Source organism: Flavobacterium sp. FG68 (assembly GCF_057808895.1).
Map to the genome: position 1 here is coordinate 38,510 of NZ_JBMDIY010000005.1, position 20,336 is coordinate 58,845.

Here is a 20,336-nt window from a genome sequence, read left to right on the forward strand (position 1 = left end):
TTTATCTTTTTATTAAAATAAAAATAAATAATTTTAAATTTTTCCAGTTGAGAAACCAAAAAGAATCTAATTTATTTAAGATGCCTAAACTTTTAAAATAGTTTAATTTAAACATCTTTATTTGATTGTGTACCAGCTTCTGGATATATTTGGGATAGTCTTTTTTTGGAATAATTCCTTTGTTTTTATATTCAGTTATAAACTCTTTATTGAAGAGGTTTAATTTTAAATATTCTTTTTCGTTAATCTTTGAATTGTTTGAAGAATGTATACGATATTTTGTGAGTGGCAAATCAACGTAATAAAATTTCGTGAAAAATGAGGCTCTGTTCCAATATTCAACATCTTCACCAGCTGCAATCATTTTTTCATTAAAAAAGCCCACTTTTCTAATAATTTCTGCCCGAGTAAGAGGATAATCACTAACTGTGTAGTTTCCAATCATTTTCATTGATATATCACCATGTTTGTCTTCAATTTTACCCGGCTTACCTACATATCGATTTAATTCATTATCATTTTCATCGATTAATTTACAGTAATGATGTGCTAATCCAAATGATGGATTTTTTATTAATACATCAAGAAGTATTTCTATTTTATTAGGTTCCCAAAGATCATCATCGTCTAAAAAAATGATATATTCTCCTTTTGAAATCTTTATACCCACATTTCTAGGTTTACAAGGACCACCGGAATTTTTGATTTTTAGATAGGTAATAAACTCATATTTCGAACATAATTTCTGATTTTCATCTCCAATACTTCCATCATCAACTACTATAACATCTAAGTTTTTATAAGTCTGATTAAAAACCGAGTCTATAGCTTTTTTTAAGTAATAAGTCCTGTTGTAAGTTGTAATAATAACCGATACTAAGGGAGAAATACTCATTTTCTAAAAAGTTTAAATACTGTGAAACGAATTAATTCAAGAAAGTATAACAGCCTTAAGTTTTTATCAATTTGTATTTTTCGAACGCTCGAAGTGTTTAAAAAATCTTTTTTATGACTCCAGATATAGTATTTAATATAATGATTAATAAACTGGCGGTATTTCTGCGTTTGCTTAAAAAGATTCAGGTATTTAGCATTTTCATGATAAATACTCTCCAATTTATGTTTTTGTAAAAATGTAGATGTTGACCCAACATGCCTTCTAAAATAATTTAGGTTTTTATTTAAAAATGCAAACGAATTATTTTCTAATAAATACGACCATAAAAAAATATCAGAACATTGTTTGTTTGTAAATATTGTATCGGGTATAGTTACGTTTGGTTTTTTAAATACAACTGAACTTCCATTTGTTATATAAGTATCAAATGGCATTCTGTTAAAGAAAACACTTTTATCTATTACTTTATATTCGTTTTTATTAACGTTTAAATCTTTTGTTCTGTTTGATGAATCGTAGGTGATTTTATTGTTTTCAACATAATGACTGGCAGAAAAAGCCAAAGAAACTTCTTCATTCGATTCTAAAACAGAGACTAATTCTTCCAGAAAAGTTACATCAGAATAATCGTCTGTCTCGGCTATCCAGATATATTTTGTTTCGGCCATTTCGATACCTTTTTTCCAAGAATTGTAACCACTTCCTGAATTATTCTCATTTACAATAAAATACTTGATATTAAAATCAGGATTGTTTTTAAGAAATTTTTCAATTATTGCTACGCTGTCATCTGTTGATTTATCGTCAATAATAATTGCTTCCCAATCTTTGTATGTTTGATTATAAATAGTTTCTAATCTTTCGATTAAAAATTCGCCATGGTTATAGCTTGGTATAATTATAGTAAGTTTAGCCATTATTTTTTTTAAATCGAAGTATTGTTTTAAAAAAAGATCTTGAAACGTTTAACAGCCCCATTTTTTTTAGAATCTTTTTAATCATTAAGCCTGTTTGATAAGCATTTGAGCTTCTAACTTCTTTCAGTCTTTTTTTAACCTCTTCATTTGACTGGTAAATTCTTGAAATCAAAGTAAAAGTAAATTTGTAGAATTCATCATAAGTAAGAATAGATTTAAAACTTTCTAAAACTTTTACTTTATTGTCATCAATACCAAGGGTTGACATCCTGCTGTTAGGATTAATTCTATAATATGCTAATGGTTTATCAATAAAAACTGCCTCACATCCCGTCTTAAATAAACTTACCCAAACAACCCAGTCTTCTTGTGCTGATAAACTCTCAGAAAAACGAATATCTTTGAACAATAAAGCATCAAAAAAACCGCATTGCATTTGAATAGAAAATGATTTATTCCATTCATATAAAAATCCTTCAAGATTAAAATATACAGGATTTAAAACACAAAACGGAGGAGATGAAGCTTTAACATCGTCTGTAAACATTCTAAAATTAGATATGACAATTTGAGCATTTTTATCTAGCTCCAATTCTTTGGTTGACAATTCTAGTTTCTTAACATCTAAAACATCATCACAATCTAAAAACTGAATATATTGTCCATTTGCATTTTCTAATCCCAAATTTCTTGTACTGCTGACTCCGCCATTCTCTTTAAAGAAATAGACAAAACGGGAATCTTTATCAACAAAGGATTTCGCAATTTCAGCCGTGTTATCGATGCTTCCGTCATCAATAATTAAACATTCCCAATTCGTAAAAGTTTGATTATATATTGACTCGAGTGCTTCAGTCAAATACTGACTCTGATTATAGCAGGGAACAATTATAGAAACTAATGGATCCATTTAATTATTTATCAATTTGGTAAAAAAAGTATCATATTGTGCTGCAATAATACTGGCTTTAAATCTTTCTTTTTTTTCTAAATAATCTTTAGTCTTAAAAAAAGCTTTTTGATCTAAAGCTTTTACAGCATCAATGACTTCTTTATAATTTTTCTTTTGCAAATCTAGTAATGGAAGATTAAAATAATTTGCCGTTTCTGTCAAATTCCCCACTTTTGGAATTATCATTGGTTTGTCAAAACTTAGCCCCAAATACAGATTTCCTGAGTTTAAATTTTTTAATCTTGGAATAACAACTAATGATGAATTCTTAACTAAATCAACCATATAGTTATAATCTATAAATTTAAAATTAAAAAAATATTGCTCTTTCCGAAGTGGAAAACAAAACAAAAACTCTTCAATTCTTCTATATATATTTCTAAATCGGTATGGGAAAAATTTTGGCAGTTTCATGAATAGAAACATATTAGGAACAATCAAAAACTTATTTTTGTGCGGAATTTTATTGAAAACTTTAAAAATAAGATTTACTTCTTCCATTGACCTTATATCTCCAATTACAGAAACAACATATTTATCTTTTAAATCCAATTGAAATTTTTCCTGAAAGTCTGCAATTGCAAAATCTTGAATTAAACTTTCATATAAAGGATGATAAATAACAGTATGCTGGCAATTTACAGAAAAAAGATGCTTATATTTTTCTAATGAATAATTCCCTAAATGAATTACTCCATCTGCATGTTTTTGTATTAATTTAAATAAATCAGCAAATTTATTTTCATCGTCATAATGCGACTTGATATCGTTTAGAGTGTAAACTATTTTTGAATGTCTTTTCCAGTCTAAGATTTTTTGTTCAAGATCATTTAGCTGTTCATCAGTTGGAACAATCCAATCGAAAATAGCTTCTGGAAAATGAATATTTACAATTTTATAAGTGTTTTTATAACTATTAAAATCGCTAAAAATAAATTTACAATCTGAAAAATAAATAATTTCATCAAAGTAAATATTTCTATCCTTTAGGTGCGGTACAAATACTTCCATAAATTTTTTATTTTTTTTCTCTTAATACGGTCAAAAATAAACTCGAGGATAATTATATCTGCTAATTTAAATTTGAACTTAAAAAATTCTTTTCTTAAAATTTTAATTTTTATAAAATCTGATATGTTACCAAAAAAATTAATTAATTGCGCATGAGTATAATCTTTTAGCCTTTTACGTTCAATCTTAAAATTGACTTGTACGAAATACATAAACAAAAAAAGACTTCTTATTTTTAACTGAATATTTTTCTCTGTAGATACAATAGAAGATATGTTGCTCTGGCTAAGTCTCCAATATACAATGGCCTTTTTTATATAAAAAACTCCTGTGTTTTTACTAAATACCAACCATGTAGCGTAATCTGAAAACCATGCAAGCGGAAATTCCACAAATCCATTATTTTGATCATAAACGTCTCGGCTAAAAATAAATTCACTCGCGGTTATTGTTTCTTTCATTGAAAACATTTGATCTAGTAATTTTTCAGATGCTTCATGAACTTCATGATCAAATGGTTCACTTTTTAATTCTCCATTCTCATCAATAACGTTAAGATTAAACCTAATTAGATCAATCTCTTTATCATTTGATTCTATAAAATTATAAAACTCTTCAACAACATTATTTCCTAAAATATCATCGTCTCCTAAGAGCATTAACCATTTTTCGTTTTTTGAAAGTTCTATACAGCGTTCCCATTGCTGAATTAATGAAATACTTCCTAAATTAGATTCAAAACTATGGTATACTAAATCTATTTGTTGTTTGTACTTTTTTATTAAATCTGAACAATCTTGCGGACTGGCATCATTACCAATATAAACTTTAAACTGTTTATTCGTTTGATTGGCAAGCGACAGTAATGTTTCTTCAAAAAATTCAAGCTTGAAATAGGGAATTATTATTGCCAGCATTTTTTAAATCAATTTTATAAATTCTCTTAAAAAATATCTATGAAACTTGTTTTTGGGATGTTTTAAAAAAAACTTAAACCAAATACGAAATGCTAAATAAGGCCTTTTATATGTAAAAGCCAGATAAATCATTTTTTTAAAGTTTTCAAAATCGATACTTTCTAATTCATCTTCACTTAAATTATTCTCTACTGTAAGCGGTAAAATTTTGTTATAGTGATTATGTATTTTCAATGTCGATTTGACCCAGTTTCCATCTACTTGTCCTTCAGAAAAATGCTCTAATAGAATTTGATTGGTTACAACTATTTTTTTACCACTCTTTTTAACCTTAAATGAGATATCTAAATCATAGTTATGAAAACCTCTGAATTTTTCAGAAAAAGATATTTTTTCATTTTTAGGCATTGCCATAAAAACACCATCTATAGCTACAACTTCTTCGATAGAATTATTTTTCCAGCCCCTATTCCATTTTTCACTTCCCCCTGAATTAAGATGCTGAATTATATTCATTACTCTATATTCTTCAGGACAATCCCACCATCCAGATACCATTTTGCCTTTAACTTTAGTTCCGGCGATACCAATTAGTCCAATTTGTAAATCAGATTGAAAAATAGATATTAATGCTTTTCCCCAATCTATTGTAAGAAATCTTATATCATCATGAATAAAACACAAATAAGCTCCGTTACTTTTTTTAATTCCGAGATTGTAGGCTTCAAAAATTGAAAATCTATTTTCTGAATTATCTATCGCAATTATTTCATGATCACTGCCAATTGTATTTTTTATATTCTCATGAAACTCCTCAGAAATTTGTTTTGTTCTGGAGCAAATAATTATTGAAAGCATTTATTTGATCTTTAAGAACTTCCTTTTTATTCTATTAAAAAACATTTTTGGGTTTTTATAATAAATAAGAAGCGTTTTAATTTTAATAAAAATAAAATGACGTGATACAAAAGCATCTCTATAATTTGATTCTAACGTTTCTTTACAATTAGATTCTATCATTTTGTAATGTTCAGTCACTACTCTAATCTGCTTATCCAGAATAATTTTCTTAATATTCTCATTCTTAAGATATCCAATCATGCATGAATACATTTTGACATTGTTATTCGCAATATCTATGTTTGACATTTTAGAAATAACTCCAACGTCAAATCTGTAGACGGACATTTTATCTTCTAAATATTTTATTTTTCCAAATTCAGCAAGAATTATATAAAGAAAATAATCTCCTATTGGAGTTAGTCTAAATTCAAAAGGAAGACTGGTTATAACTTTTCTAAAAACTACAGAAGGCGTGTGAATATAATTTCCAAGTTTTGCTAAAGTCTCTAGTGTCTCATAATTCTCCGGAATTTTTGTAATGAAATCATCCACAATTTCCCCGTCTTTTTTTAAAATATTTATGGGATGAAAACATAAAACATAATCAGGATTGGCTTCTAAAAAATCAACTTGTTTTTGCAGTTTTAATGGATCTATCCAATAATCGTCTCCTTCACACAGAGCCATATATTTTCCTGTACATTGATTAAAAGCAAAAATGCCATTTTCCTGCATTCCTATATTTTCTTTATGCCTAAAATATTTTATTTTATTGCCTTGAGGATGATTTTTTATTATGTCATTAATTATTTCCGGTGTAGGGTCTGGCGAACAATCATCTGCAATAATTAACTCGAAATCAAAATTCGTTTGCTGCATTAAAACACCTTCTATAGCTTGTTTTATATAGTGTTCATGCTTATAAGTAATCATGTTGACTGAAACAACGAAATCTTCATTTACCATTTATAATAGTTGAAATTCACTTAGATATTGAGATTATATCTAATAATAAAGTTATTATTTATTAATATTTTTTCCCCAAGCAAACTTTGGTTTGATATAACCAGGCTCGCGTCCCATATAAACTCCCAGTTCGCGGCTGCCGTCTACAATAGTAAATGAGAGAATATCTTTTTCAATAAAAGCAGCTTCTCTTTCGTCTTTTATTAAAAAAAGAGATAAATAATATTGTCCAGATTGAAAAAATGAGGCTGGAAATGTACAAGTCAATTCGTTAGTTCCATATTCAAGAGCGACTTGATGTTTAGGATGCGTAAAAGAAAAAAGAGCCTCACCCATTTCATTATATAAATGGTACGTTATATGGTAACTTTGAGCATTTTCATTTTTAATAATTATGGAAGTATTTAAATCTATTTCGTCACTTTCAGAAAGTGGTTCTTTAAAACTTTTTCCTTTGCCATTTATTGAAATTTTCTCCAGTTTAAATTCTAAATTTTCATGATCACTTCCAAATATTTTTTGATTAGCGATCTCAGAATCTCCACTTAAATAATAGCTTACGGCATGTTCAATGTCTCCATCAAACTTAACCTGTCCATGCTCCAAAACAATTCCTCTACTGCATAAACTTTTTACTGCGGCCATATTATGACTCACAAATAAAACTGTTCTTCCTTCTCCTTTAGAGATATCCTGCATTTTTCCAATTGCCTTCTTTTGAAACTCGGCATCACCAACGGCCAAAACCTCATCGATAACCAAAATTTCCGGTTCTAAAAAGGCTGCTACTGCAAATGCAAGACGAACGGTCATTCCACTGCTATATCTTTTTACTGGAGTATCTATATAACGTTCACAACCTGAAAATTCAATAATCTCATCAAGTTTAGAGGAAATTTCTTTTTTGGTCATTCCGAGAATAGCACCATTTAAAAAGATATTTTCGCGACCTGTCATTTCTCCATGAAATCCAGTTCCTACTTCTAATAATGACGCAATTCTACCTCGAGATTTTATTATTCCGGTTGTTGGCGCCGTTACTTTTGAAAGTATTTTTAAAAGTGTTGATTTTCCCGCACCATTCTTACCAATGATTCCTAAAACTTCTCCTCGTACTACTTCAAAATTAATATCCTGAATAGCCCAAACATACTCTGAAGTTGCTTTTGTAGAACGATCATTTGTATCACCAATCTTTAAATATGGATCTTCTTTACCACGAATTTGATGCCACCATCTATTCAAATCATGATTTAATGTACCAGTACCTACTTCTCCTAAGCGATATTGTTTAGAGATACTTTCGGTTTTTAAAATAATATCTTTTTCCAATTATAATTCTTAATTGTTATTTATCTAAATATGAATTACAAAAATATTGATTTTAAACTGTATCAATAAAACTTTTTTCTGTCTTGTTAAAAATTAAAAGACCCAGAAAAAATATTATTATAGTAATAGCTACAGTAAAACTTAATCCTATTATCGAAATTTCCCCAACATTTAGGAGCATATAACGTGCAGATTCAATAATATAGGCAAGTGGATTATATTCTACGATCCAACCGTAAGCCGGTAATTTTGCTTTGATAAGTTCCATTGGGTACATTACAGCAGACAAGTACATTAGCAATTGTATTCCAAAGGTTACTAAATAACTAAAGTCTCGATATTTAGTAACCATTGAAGAAATCAACATTCCCAATCCCAATCCTAGAATCCCCATGATTATGATCAAAAAAGGAAAAAAGAATAAGGAACCATTAATAGTTAAATTATCTCCTTGAAAATAATAGAAAATATAAAATGCAATAAAAATTACAAGTTGAATTCCCAGTTTAATCAAATTTGAAATTACAACTGAAAGAGGTGTAATTATTCTCGGAAAATAAACTTTACCAAATATACTGGCATTAGTTTTGAATGTATCTGAAGTCCCATTTAAACATGCAGTGAAATAATTCCAAACAGTAATTCCTGCTAAATTGAACAAAAATGGACGAACCGTTCCCGTATCGATACCGGCAACATTATTAAATATTATAGTAAAAGTTATTGAAGTAAATAAAGGCTGAATTAAATACCAGAGCGGCCCTAATACTGTTTGTTTATATACAGTAATTATATCTCTTTTTACAAAAAGGAATAAGAGATCTCTGTATTGCCATACTTCTTTAAAATTTAATGAAAAGAACTTATTTTTTGGCGTGATTTCAAACAGCCAATTATTAGAATTATCATTCATTTATATTTCTATAATTTTTGTTTTATTGTGTTCGAATATTTTACAATATCTCAAATTCTAAACACTTTGATTTAACAAGATTTTTAGTCGTTTATTATTTAATTAAAAAGCAAAAAGGCGTTTTAAAAAAACACCTTTTTGATTACAATTTAAATTTATATTGTAGAAAAATTATTTATCCAGAACTTCAAAAGCTGAGTTCATACTTTTAAATTCGGGAACAATTTTCTTCATTTTTGCCACTATATCTTCATTATCATAAAAATCTGCAATTCCAATTAATTCATCTATATCTGTGTGCAGGTTTTCATATTCATCTTGTATTTCTTGAGCGATCATAATTTTATTATGATATGTTGGTAACGTTTTAGAAGTATCATTTAATAATTCTTCATATAATTTCTCACCAGGTCGTAATCCAACTATTTTTATTTTGATTTCCTTGTCTGGTATAAATCCCGCAAGTTTAATCATTTTTTTAGCTAAATCGATAATTCTTACTGGTTTACCCATATCAAAAATATAGATTTCACCACCATTACCCATTGCTCCTGCCTCTAGAACTAGCTGACAAGCTTCTGGAATAGTCATAAAATATCGAATAATATCCTGATGTGTAATTGTTACTGGGCCTCCTTCTGCAATTTGTTTAGTAAACAAAGGAACAACAGAACCGTTGGACCCTAAAACATTACCAAAACGTGTAGTAATAAACTTCGTAACTCCAGGTATATTCTCTTTTTGATTTTTCAAATATAAAGACTGAACGTATTTCTCTGCAATTCGTTTACTGGCTCCCATAACATTACTTGGATTCACAGCTTTGTCGGTAGAAACCATTACGAATTTTTTCACATGATATTTACATGCTAAGTCTGCTAAATTTTTGGTTCCTTTGATATTAGTCAAAATAGCTTGCGATGGATTTTCTTCCATTAAAGGAACATGCTTATAAGCAGCCGCATGAAAAACAACATGCGGGTTGTAATTTTTAAATACCTTCTCTAATGCTTTTTTACTTTTTACATCTGTAATAACTGCCACAATTTTTGCAGTTGTATCCATGCTTAATGTTTCTAAACATAAATTATGTAATGGAGTTTCAGCATGATCTAAAATAATAACTGTTTTTGGATTAAATCCAAGAACCTGTCTTACTATTTCACTACCTATTGACCCAGCAGCTCCCGTAATAAGGATTGTTTTATCTTTCAATTGTTTAGAAATCGACTTACTGTCTAAAACTATCGGTTTTCTTTCTAATAAATCTTCAATTTGAATATTTTTTACTTTTTGAGAAATCTCTTTTTGATTTTCCCAGTCTGAAATCAAAGGAACTGTATATACTCTGTAATTAAATTCAAGACATTGATCAACTATAATTAATTGTTCATCTTTTGATAAGCTTTTATCCGCAATGATTACTCCTTCTGCAGCAACAGAACGCATTAGAGCAGGAAGTTTTTTTCTTAAAATCAAAATTGGTAAATCCAGCATTCTCTTCGATGCATTTTGATTATTTTTATCTACAAAACCAACAATTTTAAATCGAGACGGAGTTTCAAACTTTAATGCATTTGCAACAGAAATGGCGTTTGCATCAGTTCCATAAATTACAGTTCTTATTAGTTTTGAATTTGTTTTTTCTGAAAAATATAATTCGAAAGTTTGCTTTACAATTACACGATATAAGAACAAACCGCAGAAAGACAACACTAAATTTATAAATAATGCCGTATTTAAAAATGCTTTTTCACCCTCATATAGTTCATAAACTAGATTGACAAACAAAAAAAACACTAAAACTGACATTTGAGAAAACAAAAGTTTTATCGCATCAATATAAGATGAATGTCTTATAATACCTGAATAAGTCCTAAAAAGCCAAAAGAAGAAAACATTAACAATTATTAAACTTGTAACAAAATAAAAATCATGAGAAATAATAATATATCCTAGGGCTGTACCTTCAAACAGCATATAGGTAAATGTAAATGAGAAAATAAGCACCATTACATCTATGGCAACAATAATCCACCTTGGTAAATAACTAAGATTATTAATGTTTGCTCTCAAATTCCTTGGAGAAAAAGAATTGTACAAAAAGGATGCTATTTTAGTTGGTTTATCTGTATCCAATTTTTGATTTAATTAAATTTTTTAACAGACTTTGTCTGTTTTACAAAAATACGAATTAAAGGATTATAAATTTATTAATTTTTTTGAAATTAAATTTTAACCCCAATTTTCTTTTGTTTTAAAAGTTCATTCAAATATTCTCCATAACCGGATTTAACTAATGACAAAGCTAAACTCTTCAATTGTTCATCATTAATAAAGCCTTGTCTCCATGCCACTTCTTCAATGCATCCAACTTTTAAACCTTGTCTTTCCTCAAGAACCTGAACAAAATGCCCCGCTTGCATCAAACTGTTAAAAGTTCCGGTATCCAACCAAGCAGTACCTCTTCCTAAAACTCCAACTTTTAAAGTTCCTTTTTCTAAATAGATTTTATTAACATCTGTTATTTCATATTCCCCTCTTGCACTTGGCTTTATATTTTTAGCAATTTCAACTACTGAATTATCATAAAAATACAATCCTGGAACTGCAAAATTTGATTTTGGCTTTTCTGGCTTTTCTTCAATACTAATTGCATTTAAATTTCCATCAAATTCAACAACACCATAACGTTCAGGATCTGAAACATGATATGCAAAAACAACTCCCCCATTAGGTTTAGTGTTAGATCTCAATAATTCCTGCATTGTAGCTCCAAAGAATATATTATCCCCCAAAATTAATGCAACATCATCGTTCCCAATAAAATCTTCGCCAATAACAAAGGCTTGTGCTAAACCATTTGGAATTGCTTGTTCTGCATAACTAAATTTACATCCTAAAGCAGAACCATCACCTAATAATTTTTTAAAATTTGGCAGATCATGTGGTGTAGAAATAATTAATATTTCATTAATTCCTACCATCATCAATGTAGACAATGGGTAATAAATCATTGGTTTGTCATAAACAGGCATCATTTGCTTACTGACTGCGAGTGTTAAGGGATGTAAACGTGTCCCGGAACCTCCAGCTAAAATTATTCCTTTCATAATATCTTTGAGTTTTTAGATTTTAAAAATTTATTGCTTAAATGCAACAACAAATCTTAAATTAATCTATATGAACATTTTTTCTAAACTATCTTTATAATTAGGAATATCAACGTTATAAGTTTTTTTTATCTTTATTTTACTTAACAACGAAAATATTGGTCGTTTTGCAGGAGTTGGATAAGATGATGACGGTATTCCATAAACTTTACAATTGTACTTTCCAAACTCTTTTATCGCCAACGCAAATTCATACCATGTTATTTCACCTTCATTTGAATAATTGTAAATTCCTGGTATCCATTTTTCAGATTCAACAATATCAATAATTACCTGCGCTAAATCAGCGGCATAAGTAGGAGATCCTACTTGATCATTAACAACATTAATTTGATCTTTTTCTTGCATTAATCTCTGCATTGTTTTAACAAAATTATTGCCAAATTTGCTATAAACCCAAGAAGTTCTAATTACAATTGAGTTTGGATTTTCTTTAAGACAAGCTACTTCTCCGGCTCTTTTACTTTCACCATAGATATTAATAGGATTTGTTACAGCTTCTTCATTTAAAGGACTTGATGAAGATCCGTCAAACACATAATCTGTCGAAATATGTAGTAATTTCACATTATTACCCTCAGCATATTTAGCGATTGATTCAACTGCTAAATGATTAATTGTAAAAGCTATTTCTTTTTCTGTCTCTGCTTTGTCTACTAATGTGTATGCTGCGCAATTCAGGATAATATCAGGTTTAATTTCATTTAGTTGCACTTTCAGCACGTTAACATCATCAAGTGTAACTTTGCTTCGATCTGCAAAAACCCAATTATACTGTAAATATTGTAACGACAAAACATACAATTCAGAACCCAATTGACCATTCGAACCAGTTACAAGTATCTTCTTCATTAAAATAAACTATTGCATTCCTGAATGAAAGGTAGAGTTTGATCTTTCTCTGAAATAATGGCTTTATTTAAATCTATCACCCAGTCAATATTTAATGACGGATCATCAAATTTAATACCTCCTTCAGAAGCTTTATTGTAAATCTGATCACATTTATACATTACAGAAGCGGTTTCACTTATCACTGAAAAACCATGTGCAAAACCTTGTGGTATTAATAGTTGCTTTTTATTTTCGGCTGATAATAAAACACTGAATGTTTTGCCGTAAGTTAGTGAACCTTTTCTCAAATCAACTACAATATCTACTATTTCGCCTTGTAAAACACGAACTAGTTTAGTTTGAGCAAATGGTGGATTTTGATAATGCAAACCTCTCAAGGTTCCATACCGTGAAAAAGATTGATTATCCTGAATGAAATCAATTTCAACACCTAAGTCTTGAAATTTAGTTTTGCTGTATGATTCAAAAAAATAACCTCTTTCATCTCCTAATATAATAGGTTCGACGATAAATAAACCTTCAATAAATGTTTTTTCAATTTTCATTTAATTAGAATTTCACATTAAAAAAATCGTCTAAAACTGCCTGTATTCTTTTTCTATCTTCATCACTTAAATTTGATCCAGAAGGCAGACACAATCCATTTTCAAATAATTTTTCAGACACTTTTTTACCATAATATGGATACTGTTCAAAAACAGGCTGCAAATGCATTGGCTTCCAAAGAGGCCTGCTTTCAATATTAGCTGCTTCAAATGCAACTCTTAAATCTTCTCTTGTCTTTCCATTAGTTTTTGCCGAATCTATCGTAATGGCAGACAACCAATGATTTGAAAAATAATCATCATTTGGTTCTGTAAGAACCTCAACTCCTTCAATATTGTTAAAGTAATTAGCATAAAAATTATTCATATTTCTACGAAGTTGTATATGATTGTCTAAAATTTCCATTTGTCCACGACCAATCCCTGCGCAGATATTACTCATTCTGTAATTATATCCAATTTCGCTGTGTTGATAATGAGGTGCATTATCTCTAGCCTGAGTAGAAAGAAAAACTGCTTTTTCTTTTACCTCTGATTTTTTTGTTACAATTGCTCCACCTCCAGACGTTGTAATAATTTTATTTCCATTAAAAGAAAGAACTCCTATTTCGCCAAAAGTTCCACATTTCTTATTTTTAAAATAACTTCCTAGTGCTTCTGCACTATCTTCAAGAACAGGAATATTATACTTTGCAGCGATATTATTAATATCATCAACTTTATAAGGCATTCCATAAAGATGAACTGCAATGATTGCTTTTGGTTTTTTTCCTTTCGAGATTCTGTCAATAATAGCATTTTCTAATGAGATTGGACATAAATTCCATGTATCACTTTCGCTATCAACAAAAACAGGAGTTGCCCCTAAATACATAATTGGATTTGCAGATGCTGAAAAAGTCATACTTTGGCAAATAACTTCATCACCAGCTTTAATGCCTAATAGAATTAGCCCTAAATGAATAGCAGCTGTTCCTGAACTTAGTGCGCCTACTTGAATATTTGATCCCAAATATGTTTCTAAATCTTTTTCGAAACCGTTCACATTTGGCCCTAATGGAGCTATCCAATTTGTATCAAAAGCTTCTTGAACATATTTTTCTTCTGTCCCTCCCATATGTGGAGATGACAGCCATATTTTTGAATTATTCATTTTTATGATTATATTTTATTATTTTGCCTGGATTACCAACAACAACAGCAAAATCCGGAATATCATCGATTATTACCGATCCAGCTCCTATCGTTGTCCATTTTCCAATTTTAACACCTTGTATAACGCAAGTACCAATACCAACGTGTGTTCCTTCTCCTATTGTAACGTTTCCTGCTAGAGAAACATTGGGAGAAATATGGCAATAGTCTGCAATGTTGCAATCATGGTCAATTATTGAACCCGTATTAATGATACAATGCTTACCTATATTTACTGAAGCATTTATAACGACTCCTGCCATAACAACAGAACCTTTATCAATTTTTGCACTTTCAGATATGATTGCTTTATTGTGAAATGCAACAGCAAAGTGAGCATTAATGTTTGAAGCAATTTTTTTTCTAGTCTCATTATTTCCTATAGAAATAATAATATTATCTCCTGGTAAAATTTCTGTTTTAGAAAATTCAATTACTGGAATATCCATAAGAAAATTATTTTTTGGATAGTCATCCAAAATTGCTCCAACTTTATTGTTTATGCTTTTTAATATCTCAATAATTACTTTGCAATGACCACTTGCTCCATATAAATATTTAACACTCTCCATTAAAACGATCTATAGTCGCAACATTTGCTGCATTAATTCCCTCACTTACAATTACTTTTTTAAAAGTTTTCAGAATAATTTTTAAATCTAACAAAAATGATACATTTTCAACATACCAAACATCAAATGTAAATTTATCCTGCCATGAAATTGCATTTCTTCCATTTACTTGTGCCCAGCCAGTAATACCTGGTTTGACATCATGTCGTTTTTTTTGAAATTCGTTATACAATGGTAAATATTCCGGTAGTAATGGACGAGGACCTATAATACTCATATCACCTTTTAGAACATTTAACAATTGAGGTATCTCGTCTAAAGATGTTTTTCTAACAAATTGACCAATCTTCGTTAATCGTTCTGCATCTGATAATAATTCTCCTTGAGAATCTTGCTTCTCGTTCATGGTTCTAAACTTTATTATTTTAAAAATCTTACCACTTTTCCCTGGACGGTTTTGAAAAAAAAATGGTTTTCCTTGATTTGCAAAACATAAGCCTATTGTTACTATAAAAAAAACTGGACTCAGAATTAGAAAACCAATAAATGCAACTAAAAAATCAAGTGCGGGTTTAAAAACTACTTTGTACATAAATTTTCTAATTTTTTATATTCATCTAAAATAGCATCCCAAATGACTTTTTGATCATAGCGAGATACGATCATTTCTCTAGATTTCTCTTTTAAAGAATCTTTCAATTCTGAATCACTAATCATTCTTTTCATACTATCATAAATCGATTGGACATTTTTTACAGGCACAATTATTCCATTAATTCCGTCTTCAATAATTTCATTACATCCATTTATATCAGAGACAATAGATGGCAACCCCATAGCGCCTGCTTGCATTACAACATTTGGAAATCCCTCTCGATAGCTAGGAAAAACTAAACAATCGCTAATAGCAAAATAATAACGAACATCCTGCTGGAAACCAACTGAAAGAATTTTTGAATTTTCGTTAATAATCTGAAGAGTATTCAAATCCAATGGATCTAATTCTTCTTCAAAAGAACCAACCAGAATTAATTTAGCATTACTATAATCCTTACTAAGTTCATTGAAGGATTTAACCAGTTCATTTATACCTTTATCAGAAACAAGTCTTCCAACAAAAATAAAAACAAAATCTGTCGGAATAATATTTAAATGTTTTACTAATAAAGCTTTTTGTTCTGATGAAATTAAGTTTGCATCAAAATGATTAGTGTTAATTCCATTTGAACTTCCATTACCTAAAACTTTTAATTTTGCTTTATCTGCAAATTTATTTTCTACTATAAAATCATACAACCCTTTTGAATTTGGATATACATTTGTAGCAAATCGATAAGTTAATTTTTCTACAAGATTTAATAACTTTCTTTTATTTCCCGTGGCTTCCATTAATGGTAAACCTGCAACAGTATGTAGTCTAAAGGGTACTCCCGCAAACTTTGCAGCAAGCATTGAAATAATACCTGCTTTTGGTGTATGAGAGTGGACTATAAAAGGTTTTTCTTTTTTTAAAATCCTATATAATTCATAAAGAGATTTTAAATCTTTTGCAGGTGAAATTTTTCTAGTCATTTCTACCGACAAAACACGAATTCCTTCATCTAAATTAACATCTGACAGTTCTTTTCCAGCAGATGAAATTCCGATTACTTCATAATAAGAAGACATAAATCTACTTTGCCCTTTTAATAAAGTTTTTAATGATAATGGGACAGTCGTAATACGTATTAACTTCTGTTTACTTTTACCTGAAATTATTTGGTTCATTTCTAAGTTTAGGGATATTTTTAACACAATCAAACATTTATCGCACTAAAAAGTGTTTGTGTTTGTATATTTTTAATTTCTTTAGATCAAATGTTTTAATTCACAGAAATTACTCTTTCACGCAATTGCTTTTTTCTCAGTTCAGTTTCTTTAGTATCCAACTTTCCGTTGGTACTTATCTTCAAATTAGAAAATTTATACTTGGGTATATATTTAAAATCGCTGGCCATTAATAATTTATTCTGACTGTCATTCCAATTAGAATTTGTAACATTAATAAACCCGCCAAGCACTTTAATGGATTCTGGATATGAAAGTCTGTTACCTCCCATTAAAAAACTCGTTTTAGAAAAGTAATCAATATGAGAATCAATATTAATAGAAACGTTCTTATGATTTTTTCCAATCATATTCAATAAAATAATTGCGACACCAGCATCTGCGTTATTGAACGTTTTTATTTTTTTTAAATTTATACCTTCTAAAACATCATCATTAGTATTTGGTTCGATATCAATTCCTGCCATCGGAAGAGTTCCATTAGTATTTGAAAGTACTATATTCGAAATATCTATTTTCTTCCCACTTATAATCGATATTCCATTGCGTCGATTGTTATCAATAATTCCTCCTTTAACAATAATGTTTTCTGACTCTATAGCAGAAAATTTACTAATATAAATACCATCCCCCCAACAATTTTTTATTTCTGGGTTATAAATTGAAATATTTTTAGATGAAAGTATATTAATACCCATTCCCCATTCTCCCTTCACACCTGTATGTTCATATCTTTCTCCTACTAATTTAGGATTATATATCTGAACGTTTTCTATATTTTTAAGATCTAAAATGTGATAATTTGAAAGTGAATTTGCTTTTAAAATTAATTTTGATTTACTTTTAAATAGTAGTATTGAATTGCTTTTTAATGTTAAACCATTTTCTCCTATTAGGATTGGAAAATTAGGAAATTCAACAAAACTATTTTCATCAATTCCTTTTTGTAAGTAAGTACCATAATCTACAGATCCATCCTGAACATAATTCTTAGGCAGATAATTCTCTAGCTTTGAATATTTAATTTTGCTTTTTGCAACTAATGGAATAGTAGCAATATGAGTTGTTTTAACGTTTCTATATTTAAAATCTAACTCCTTTTTTTGCTGGGAGTTGCATGATACAAAAAACAATAAAACTAATAATAATATTAATTTATTCATTGTACTAATTTATATATTTCAATATATTGATCTATCATTTTATTTATACTAAAATCATTAGATCTTAGTAAGCACTGTCTGGCATTTTTTTGATAAAAATCATTGTCCTCTAGCAATTTCCTTACCAAAATTTCGAGTTCTTTCTCATTTCCTTTTTCAAATAGCAAACCATGGTCTTTAACAATTTCTTTGATTCCGTCAATATTACTTGCTATAACTGGCTTACCAGACGCCATTCCCTCTACAATTGCTAGCCCAAATCCTTCCCATTCTGAAGATAAAATTACAACATCGCTATACTTCAATAATTCTGGAATATCGTATCTGTTACCTAAAAACACTACTCTTTCTTTAATCCCTAATTCTTCTGCTAAAACTTTATTGTTCTCAATCAAAGGCCCATCTCCTACCAAAATCAATTTAACTACTTCCGGAAGCAGTTTCAAACTTCGAATTAAAGTCGCTTGATCTTTTTGTTTACGAAAACTAGATACCTGTATTAACTTAAAATCTTCTTTTTCGAAAAACTTAAAATCTGTAATATTATCCACATTATTAAATTTTTTGGTATCTATACCATTATTAATAACCTGCATGTTTTTATTAAATTTTAGATGTTCCTTCAAGTTATTTTTTACACCTAGAGTTATACAAACAATTTTTTGGAGTTTCTTATAAATAATCTTGTCAACAAATTTAAATAGCACCATATCCCTTCTTCTATTGTTAGTACTATGTTCTGTATAGACTAATTTGACTTTCGAAAAAGAAATACATTTTGCAATTACTACCCAATATAATGTTGGAAATAAGTGTAAGTGTACTACGTCATATTTCTTTAAATAGGGAATAATTTTAAATATTAAAAAAGGGTTATAAATAGATTTAGAGGTAAGTCCTGATACTTTTCCATTGCTATTCTTCTCTAGCTTTTCCCAAAATGGAGTTTTCCTATTGTTTATAGAGAGAACATCCATCTCTATTCCTTTGGCTTGATAAAGAGGGACACTATCAACAATTAACTTTTCTGCTCCCCCAATAGATAGAGATGTAATGATTTGCAATACTTTCACCTGGTAAATTTATTTTCTTTTCTTAAGCTGTGATATTAAATTATCTTTCAATCTATTCTTTTGATTCATAAAACTCATCTCTAATTAGTGCTCGATCATAATACGATTCCTTACCAAAAATTACGCTCGTGTATCTATATAGTGGGTTATTAAAAGTAATGTAAGTTTTCAAAAAACAAAATAATATAACTGGAAATACAACGGTTTTTCTCAACTCTCGATGCTTAATTAAATCTTTTAAATTACATAATATCATTAAATATGCCCAAAAAAACAACAGTGCAAATCTATTTATCATGGCATCTGAAGTACTAAAATATAGTTGAATAAAACAGTAACAAAAAAAACTGTTAAAGTATATTGGGGAAATTACTTTATTATTTACTATATATTTATAATTACTTAGTACTAATATAAACAGGAAAATCTTTTCAAGGATTCCAAATCGTATTCCATAAGACACATCTGATTCGGTTAAAGTGCCGGCCAAATATTCAAATCTACCGCCTAGTACTGCTCCTAAGGAAGCCATAATACTATCTATAAAGCGAATCTGAAGAAAATAAACTATAATGCCAAAAATTAATAAAATAACCAATACTTTTTTATTGAAATAATTTCGCTTTAGGAAAAAAAGAAGGAGAAAGGTAATACCTGTCAAATGAAAACTCATAGAAAATAAGATAATCAGGAAGGCCTTTATTTTTTTATTTTTATTAATGTATTCTATCGATTGAACTGCTATCAGGATAGCTGTAAAATTTCTTAATAAATCAATAATTAAAAGCGGAAAACAACTTATAAGAACAATATAGGCTAGCGAAATATTATATGATTCTTTTTTTAAGAACCTATGCCATAAAACGACTTGTATTAACGTTATAAAAAACACAAAAAACGAATACTCAAAGCCTAAATCATGGAATAATTTCACCAAAAATGAAAATCCAATCTCATAGTCAAAAGCTGTCCACATATCTAAAGTTGCTTCTGAATAATAATTTTCATAATTAAACCAATCGCTTCCTATAAAACCTCTAAATCCAAAAAATAAAACAAAAATAAAAGCACCCCAAAATCCAGCTACACTTTTATTATTTGACTGTTGACTACTTTTTTCATAAAAGTATAAAAAAACATAACATAGTATAAGGGCAAGATATGGTAAACTAAAAAAATTCATTG

General features: G+C 29.0%; 20 protein-coding genes. All 20 read right to left on the bottom strand.

Annotation, left to right across the window (positions count from 1 at the left end; translation table 11 throughout):
• Position 1: 1 nt before the first annotated feature.
• Positions 2-895 (bottom strand): glycosyltransferase family 2 protein, encoded by an 894-nt coding sequence (locus ACODSB_RS04630; protein ID WP_488936181.1) that lies wholly within the window; start codon positions 893-895, stop codon positions 2-4.
• Positions 892-1,815: a glycosyltransferase family 2 protein gene (locus ACODSB_RS04635; RefSeq protein WP_488936182.1), complete on the bottom strand. Its 924-nt coding sequence runs from the start codon at positions 1,813-1,815 to the stop codon at positions 892-894. Before ACODSB_RS04635 ends, ACODSB_RS04630 begins: the two co-directional genes overlap by 4 nt.
• Positions 1,808-2,725, bottom strand: a complete 918-nt coding sequence (locus ACODSB_RS04640) for a glycosyltransferase family 2 protein (protein ID WP_488936183.1) — start codon at positions 2,723-2,725, stop codon at positions 1,808-1,810. Before ACODSB_RS04640 ends, ACODSB_RS04635 begins: the two co-directional genes overlap by 8 nt.
• Positions 2,726-3,778: a hypothetical protein gene (locus ACODSB_RS04645; RefSeq protein WP_488936184.1), complete on the bottom strand. Its 1,053-nt coding sequence runs from the start codon at positions 3,776-3,778 to the stop codon at positions 2,726-2,728.
• Positions 3,754-4,695 (bottom strand): glycosyltransferase family 2 protein, encoded by a 942-nt coding sequence (locus tag ACODSB_RS04650; RefSeq protein WP_488936185.1) that lies wholly within the window; start codon positions 4,693-4,695, stop codon positions 3,754-3,756. The genes ACODSB_RS04645 and ACODSB_RS04650 overlap by 25 nt, the downstream gene beginning before the upstream one ends.
• A gap of 3 nt (positions 4,696-4,698) precedes the next feature.
• Complete coding sequence (locus ACODSB_RS04655; protein ID WP_488936186.1) at positions 4,699-5,553, bottom strand: glycosyltransferase; 855 nt, start codon at positions 5,551-5,553, stop codon at positions 4,699-4,701.
• Positions 5,554-6,504: a glycosyltransferase family 2 protein gene (locus ACODSB_RS04660; RefSeq protein ID WP_488936187.1), complete on the bottom strand. Its 951-nt coding sequence runs from the start codon at positions 6,502-6,504 to the stop codon at positions 5,554-5,556.
• 54 nt (positions 6,505-6,558) lie between these two features.
• Complete coding sequence (locus ACODSB_RS04665; RefSeq protein ID WP_488936188.1) at positions 6,559-7,836, bottom strand: ABC transporter ATP-binding protein; 1,278 nt, start codon at positions 7,834-7,836, stop codon at positions 6,559-6,561.
• 52 nt (positions 7,837-7,888) lie between these two features.
• Positions 7,889-8,749 (bottom strand): ABC transporter permease, encoded by an 861-nt coding sequence (locus ACODSB_RS04670; RefSeq protein WP_488936189.1) that lies wholly within the window; start codon positions 8,747-8,749, stop codon positions 7,889-7,891.
• Between the two features lie 171 nt (positions 8,750-8,920).
• A complete protein-coding gene (locus ACODSB_RS04675; protein ID WP_180860942.1) occupies positions 8,921-10,888 on the bottom strand; it encodes a polysaccharide biosynthesis protein in 1,968 nt (655 codons plus the stop codon).
• An 89-nt stretch (positions 10,889-10,977) separates the two neighbouring features.
• Positions 10,978-11,862, bottom strand: a complete 885-nt coding sequence (gene rfbA, locus ACODSB_RS04680) for a glucose-1-phosphate thymidylyltransferase RfbA (protein ID WP_488936190.1) — start codon at positions 11,860-11,862, stop codon at positions 10,978-10,980.
• 66 nt (positions 11,863-11,928) lie between these two features.
• Complete coding sequence (rfbD, locus tag ACODSB_RS04685) at positions 11,929-12,774, bottom strand: dTDP-4-dehydrorhamnose reductase (protein WP_180860946.1); 846 nt, start codon at positions 12,772-12,774, stop codon at positions 11,929-11,931.
• Positions 12,774-13,322, bottom strand: a complete 549-nt coding sequence (gene rfbC, locus ACODSB_RS04690; RefSeq protein ID WP_488936191.1) for a dTDP-4-dehydrorhamnose 3,5-epimerase — start codon at positions 13,320-13,322, stop codon at positions 12,774-12,776. The genes rfbD and rfbC overlap by 1 nt, the downstream gene beginning before the upstream one ends.
• Positions 13,323-13,326: 4 nt before the next feature.
• Positions 13,327-14,475, bottom strand: a complete 1,149-nt coding sequence (locus ACODSB_RS04695) for a DegT/DnrJ/EryC1/StrS family aminotransferase (protein WP_488936192.1) — start codon at positions 14,473-14,475, stop codon at positions 13,327-13,329.
• Complete coding sequence (locus ACODSB_RS04700) at positions 14,468-15,088, bottom strand: acetyltransferase (protein WP_488936193.1); 621 nt, start codon at positions 15,086-15,088, stop codon at positions 14,468-14,470. Before ACODSB_RS04700 ends, ACODSB_RS04695 begins: the two co-directional genes overlap by 8 nt.
• Complete coding sequence (locus tag ACODSB_RS04705) at positions 15,075-15,680, bottom strand: sugar transferase (protein ID WP_488936194.1); 606 nt, start codon at positions 15,678-15,680, stop codon at positions 15,075-15,077. Before ACODSB_RS04705 ends, ACODSB_RS04700 begins: the two co-directional genes overlap by 14 nt.
• Positions 15,668-16,855, bottom strand: coding sequence for a glycosyltransferase family 4 protein (locus ACODSB_RS04710; protein WP_488936195.1), 1,188 nt, complete (start codon positions 16,853-16,855; stop codon positions 15,668-15,670). Before ACODSB_RS04710 ends, ACODSB_RS04705 begins: the two co-directional genes overlap by 13 nt.
• 95 nt (positions 16,856-16,950) lie before the next feature.
• Positions 16,951-18,078: a right-handed parallel beta-helix repeat-containing protein gene (locus ACODSB_RS04715; RefSeq protein WP_488936196.1), complete on the bottom strand. Its 1,128-nt coding sequence runs from the start codon at positions 18,076-18,078 to the stop codon at positions 16,951-16,953.
• Positions 18,075-19,151 carry a glycosyltransferase gene (locus tag ACODSB_RS04720; RefSeq protein ID WP_180860961.1) on the bottom strand — a complete coding sequence of 359 codons (1,077 nt, stop codon included), beginning with the start codon at positions 19,149-19,151 and terminating at the stop codon, positions 18,075-18,077. The genes ACODSB_RS04715 and ACODSB_RS04720 overlap by 4 nt, the downstream gene beginning before the upstream one ends.
• A 52-nt stretch (positions 19,152-19,203) precedes the next feature.
• A complete protein-coding gene (locus ACODSB_RS04725; RefSeq protein WP_488936197.1) occupies positions 19,204-20,334 on the bottom strand; it encodes an EpsG family protein in 1,131 nt (376 codons plus the stop codon).
• Positions 20,335-20,336: the final 2 nt, after the last annotated feature.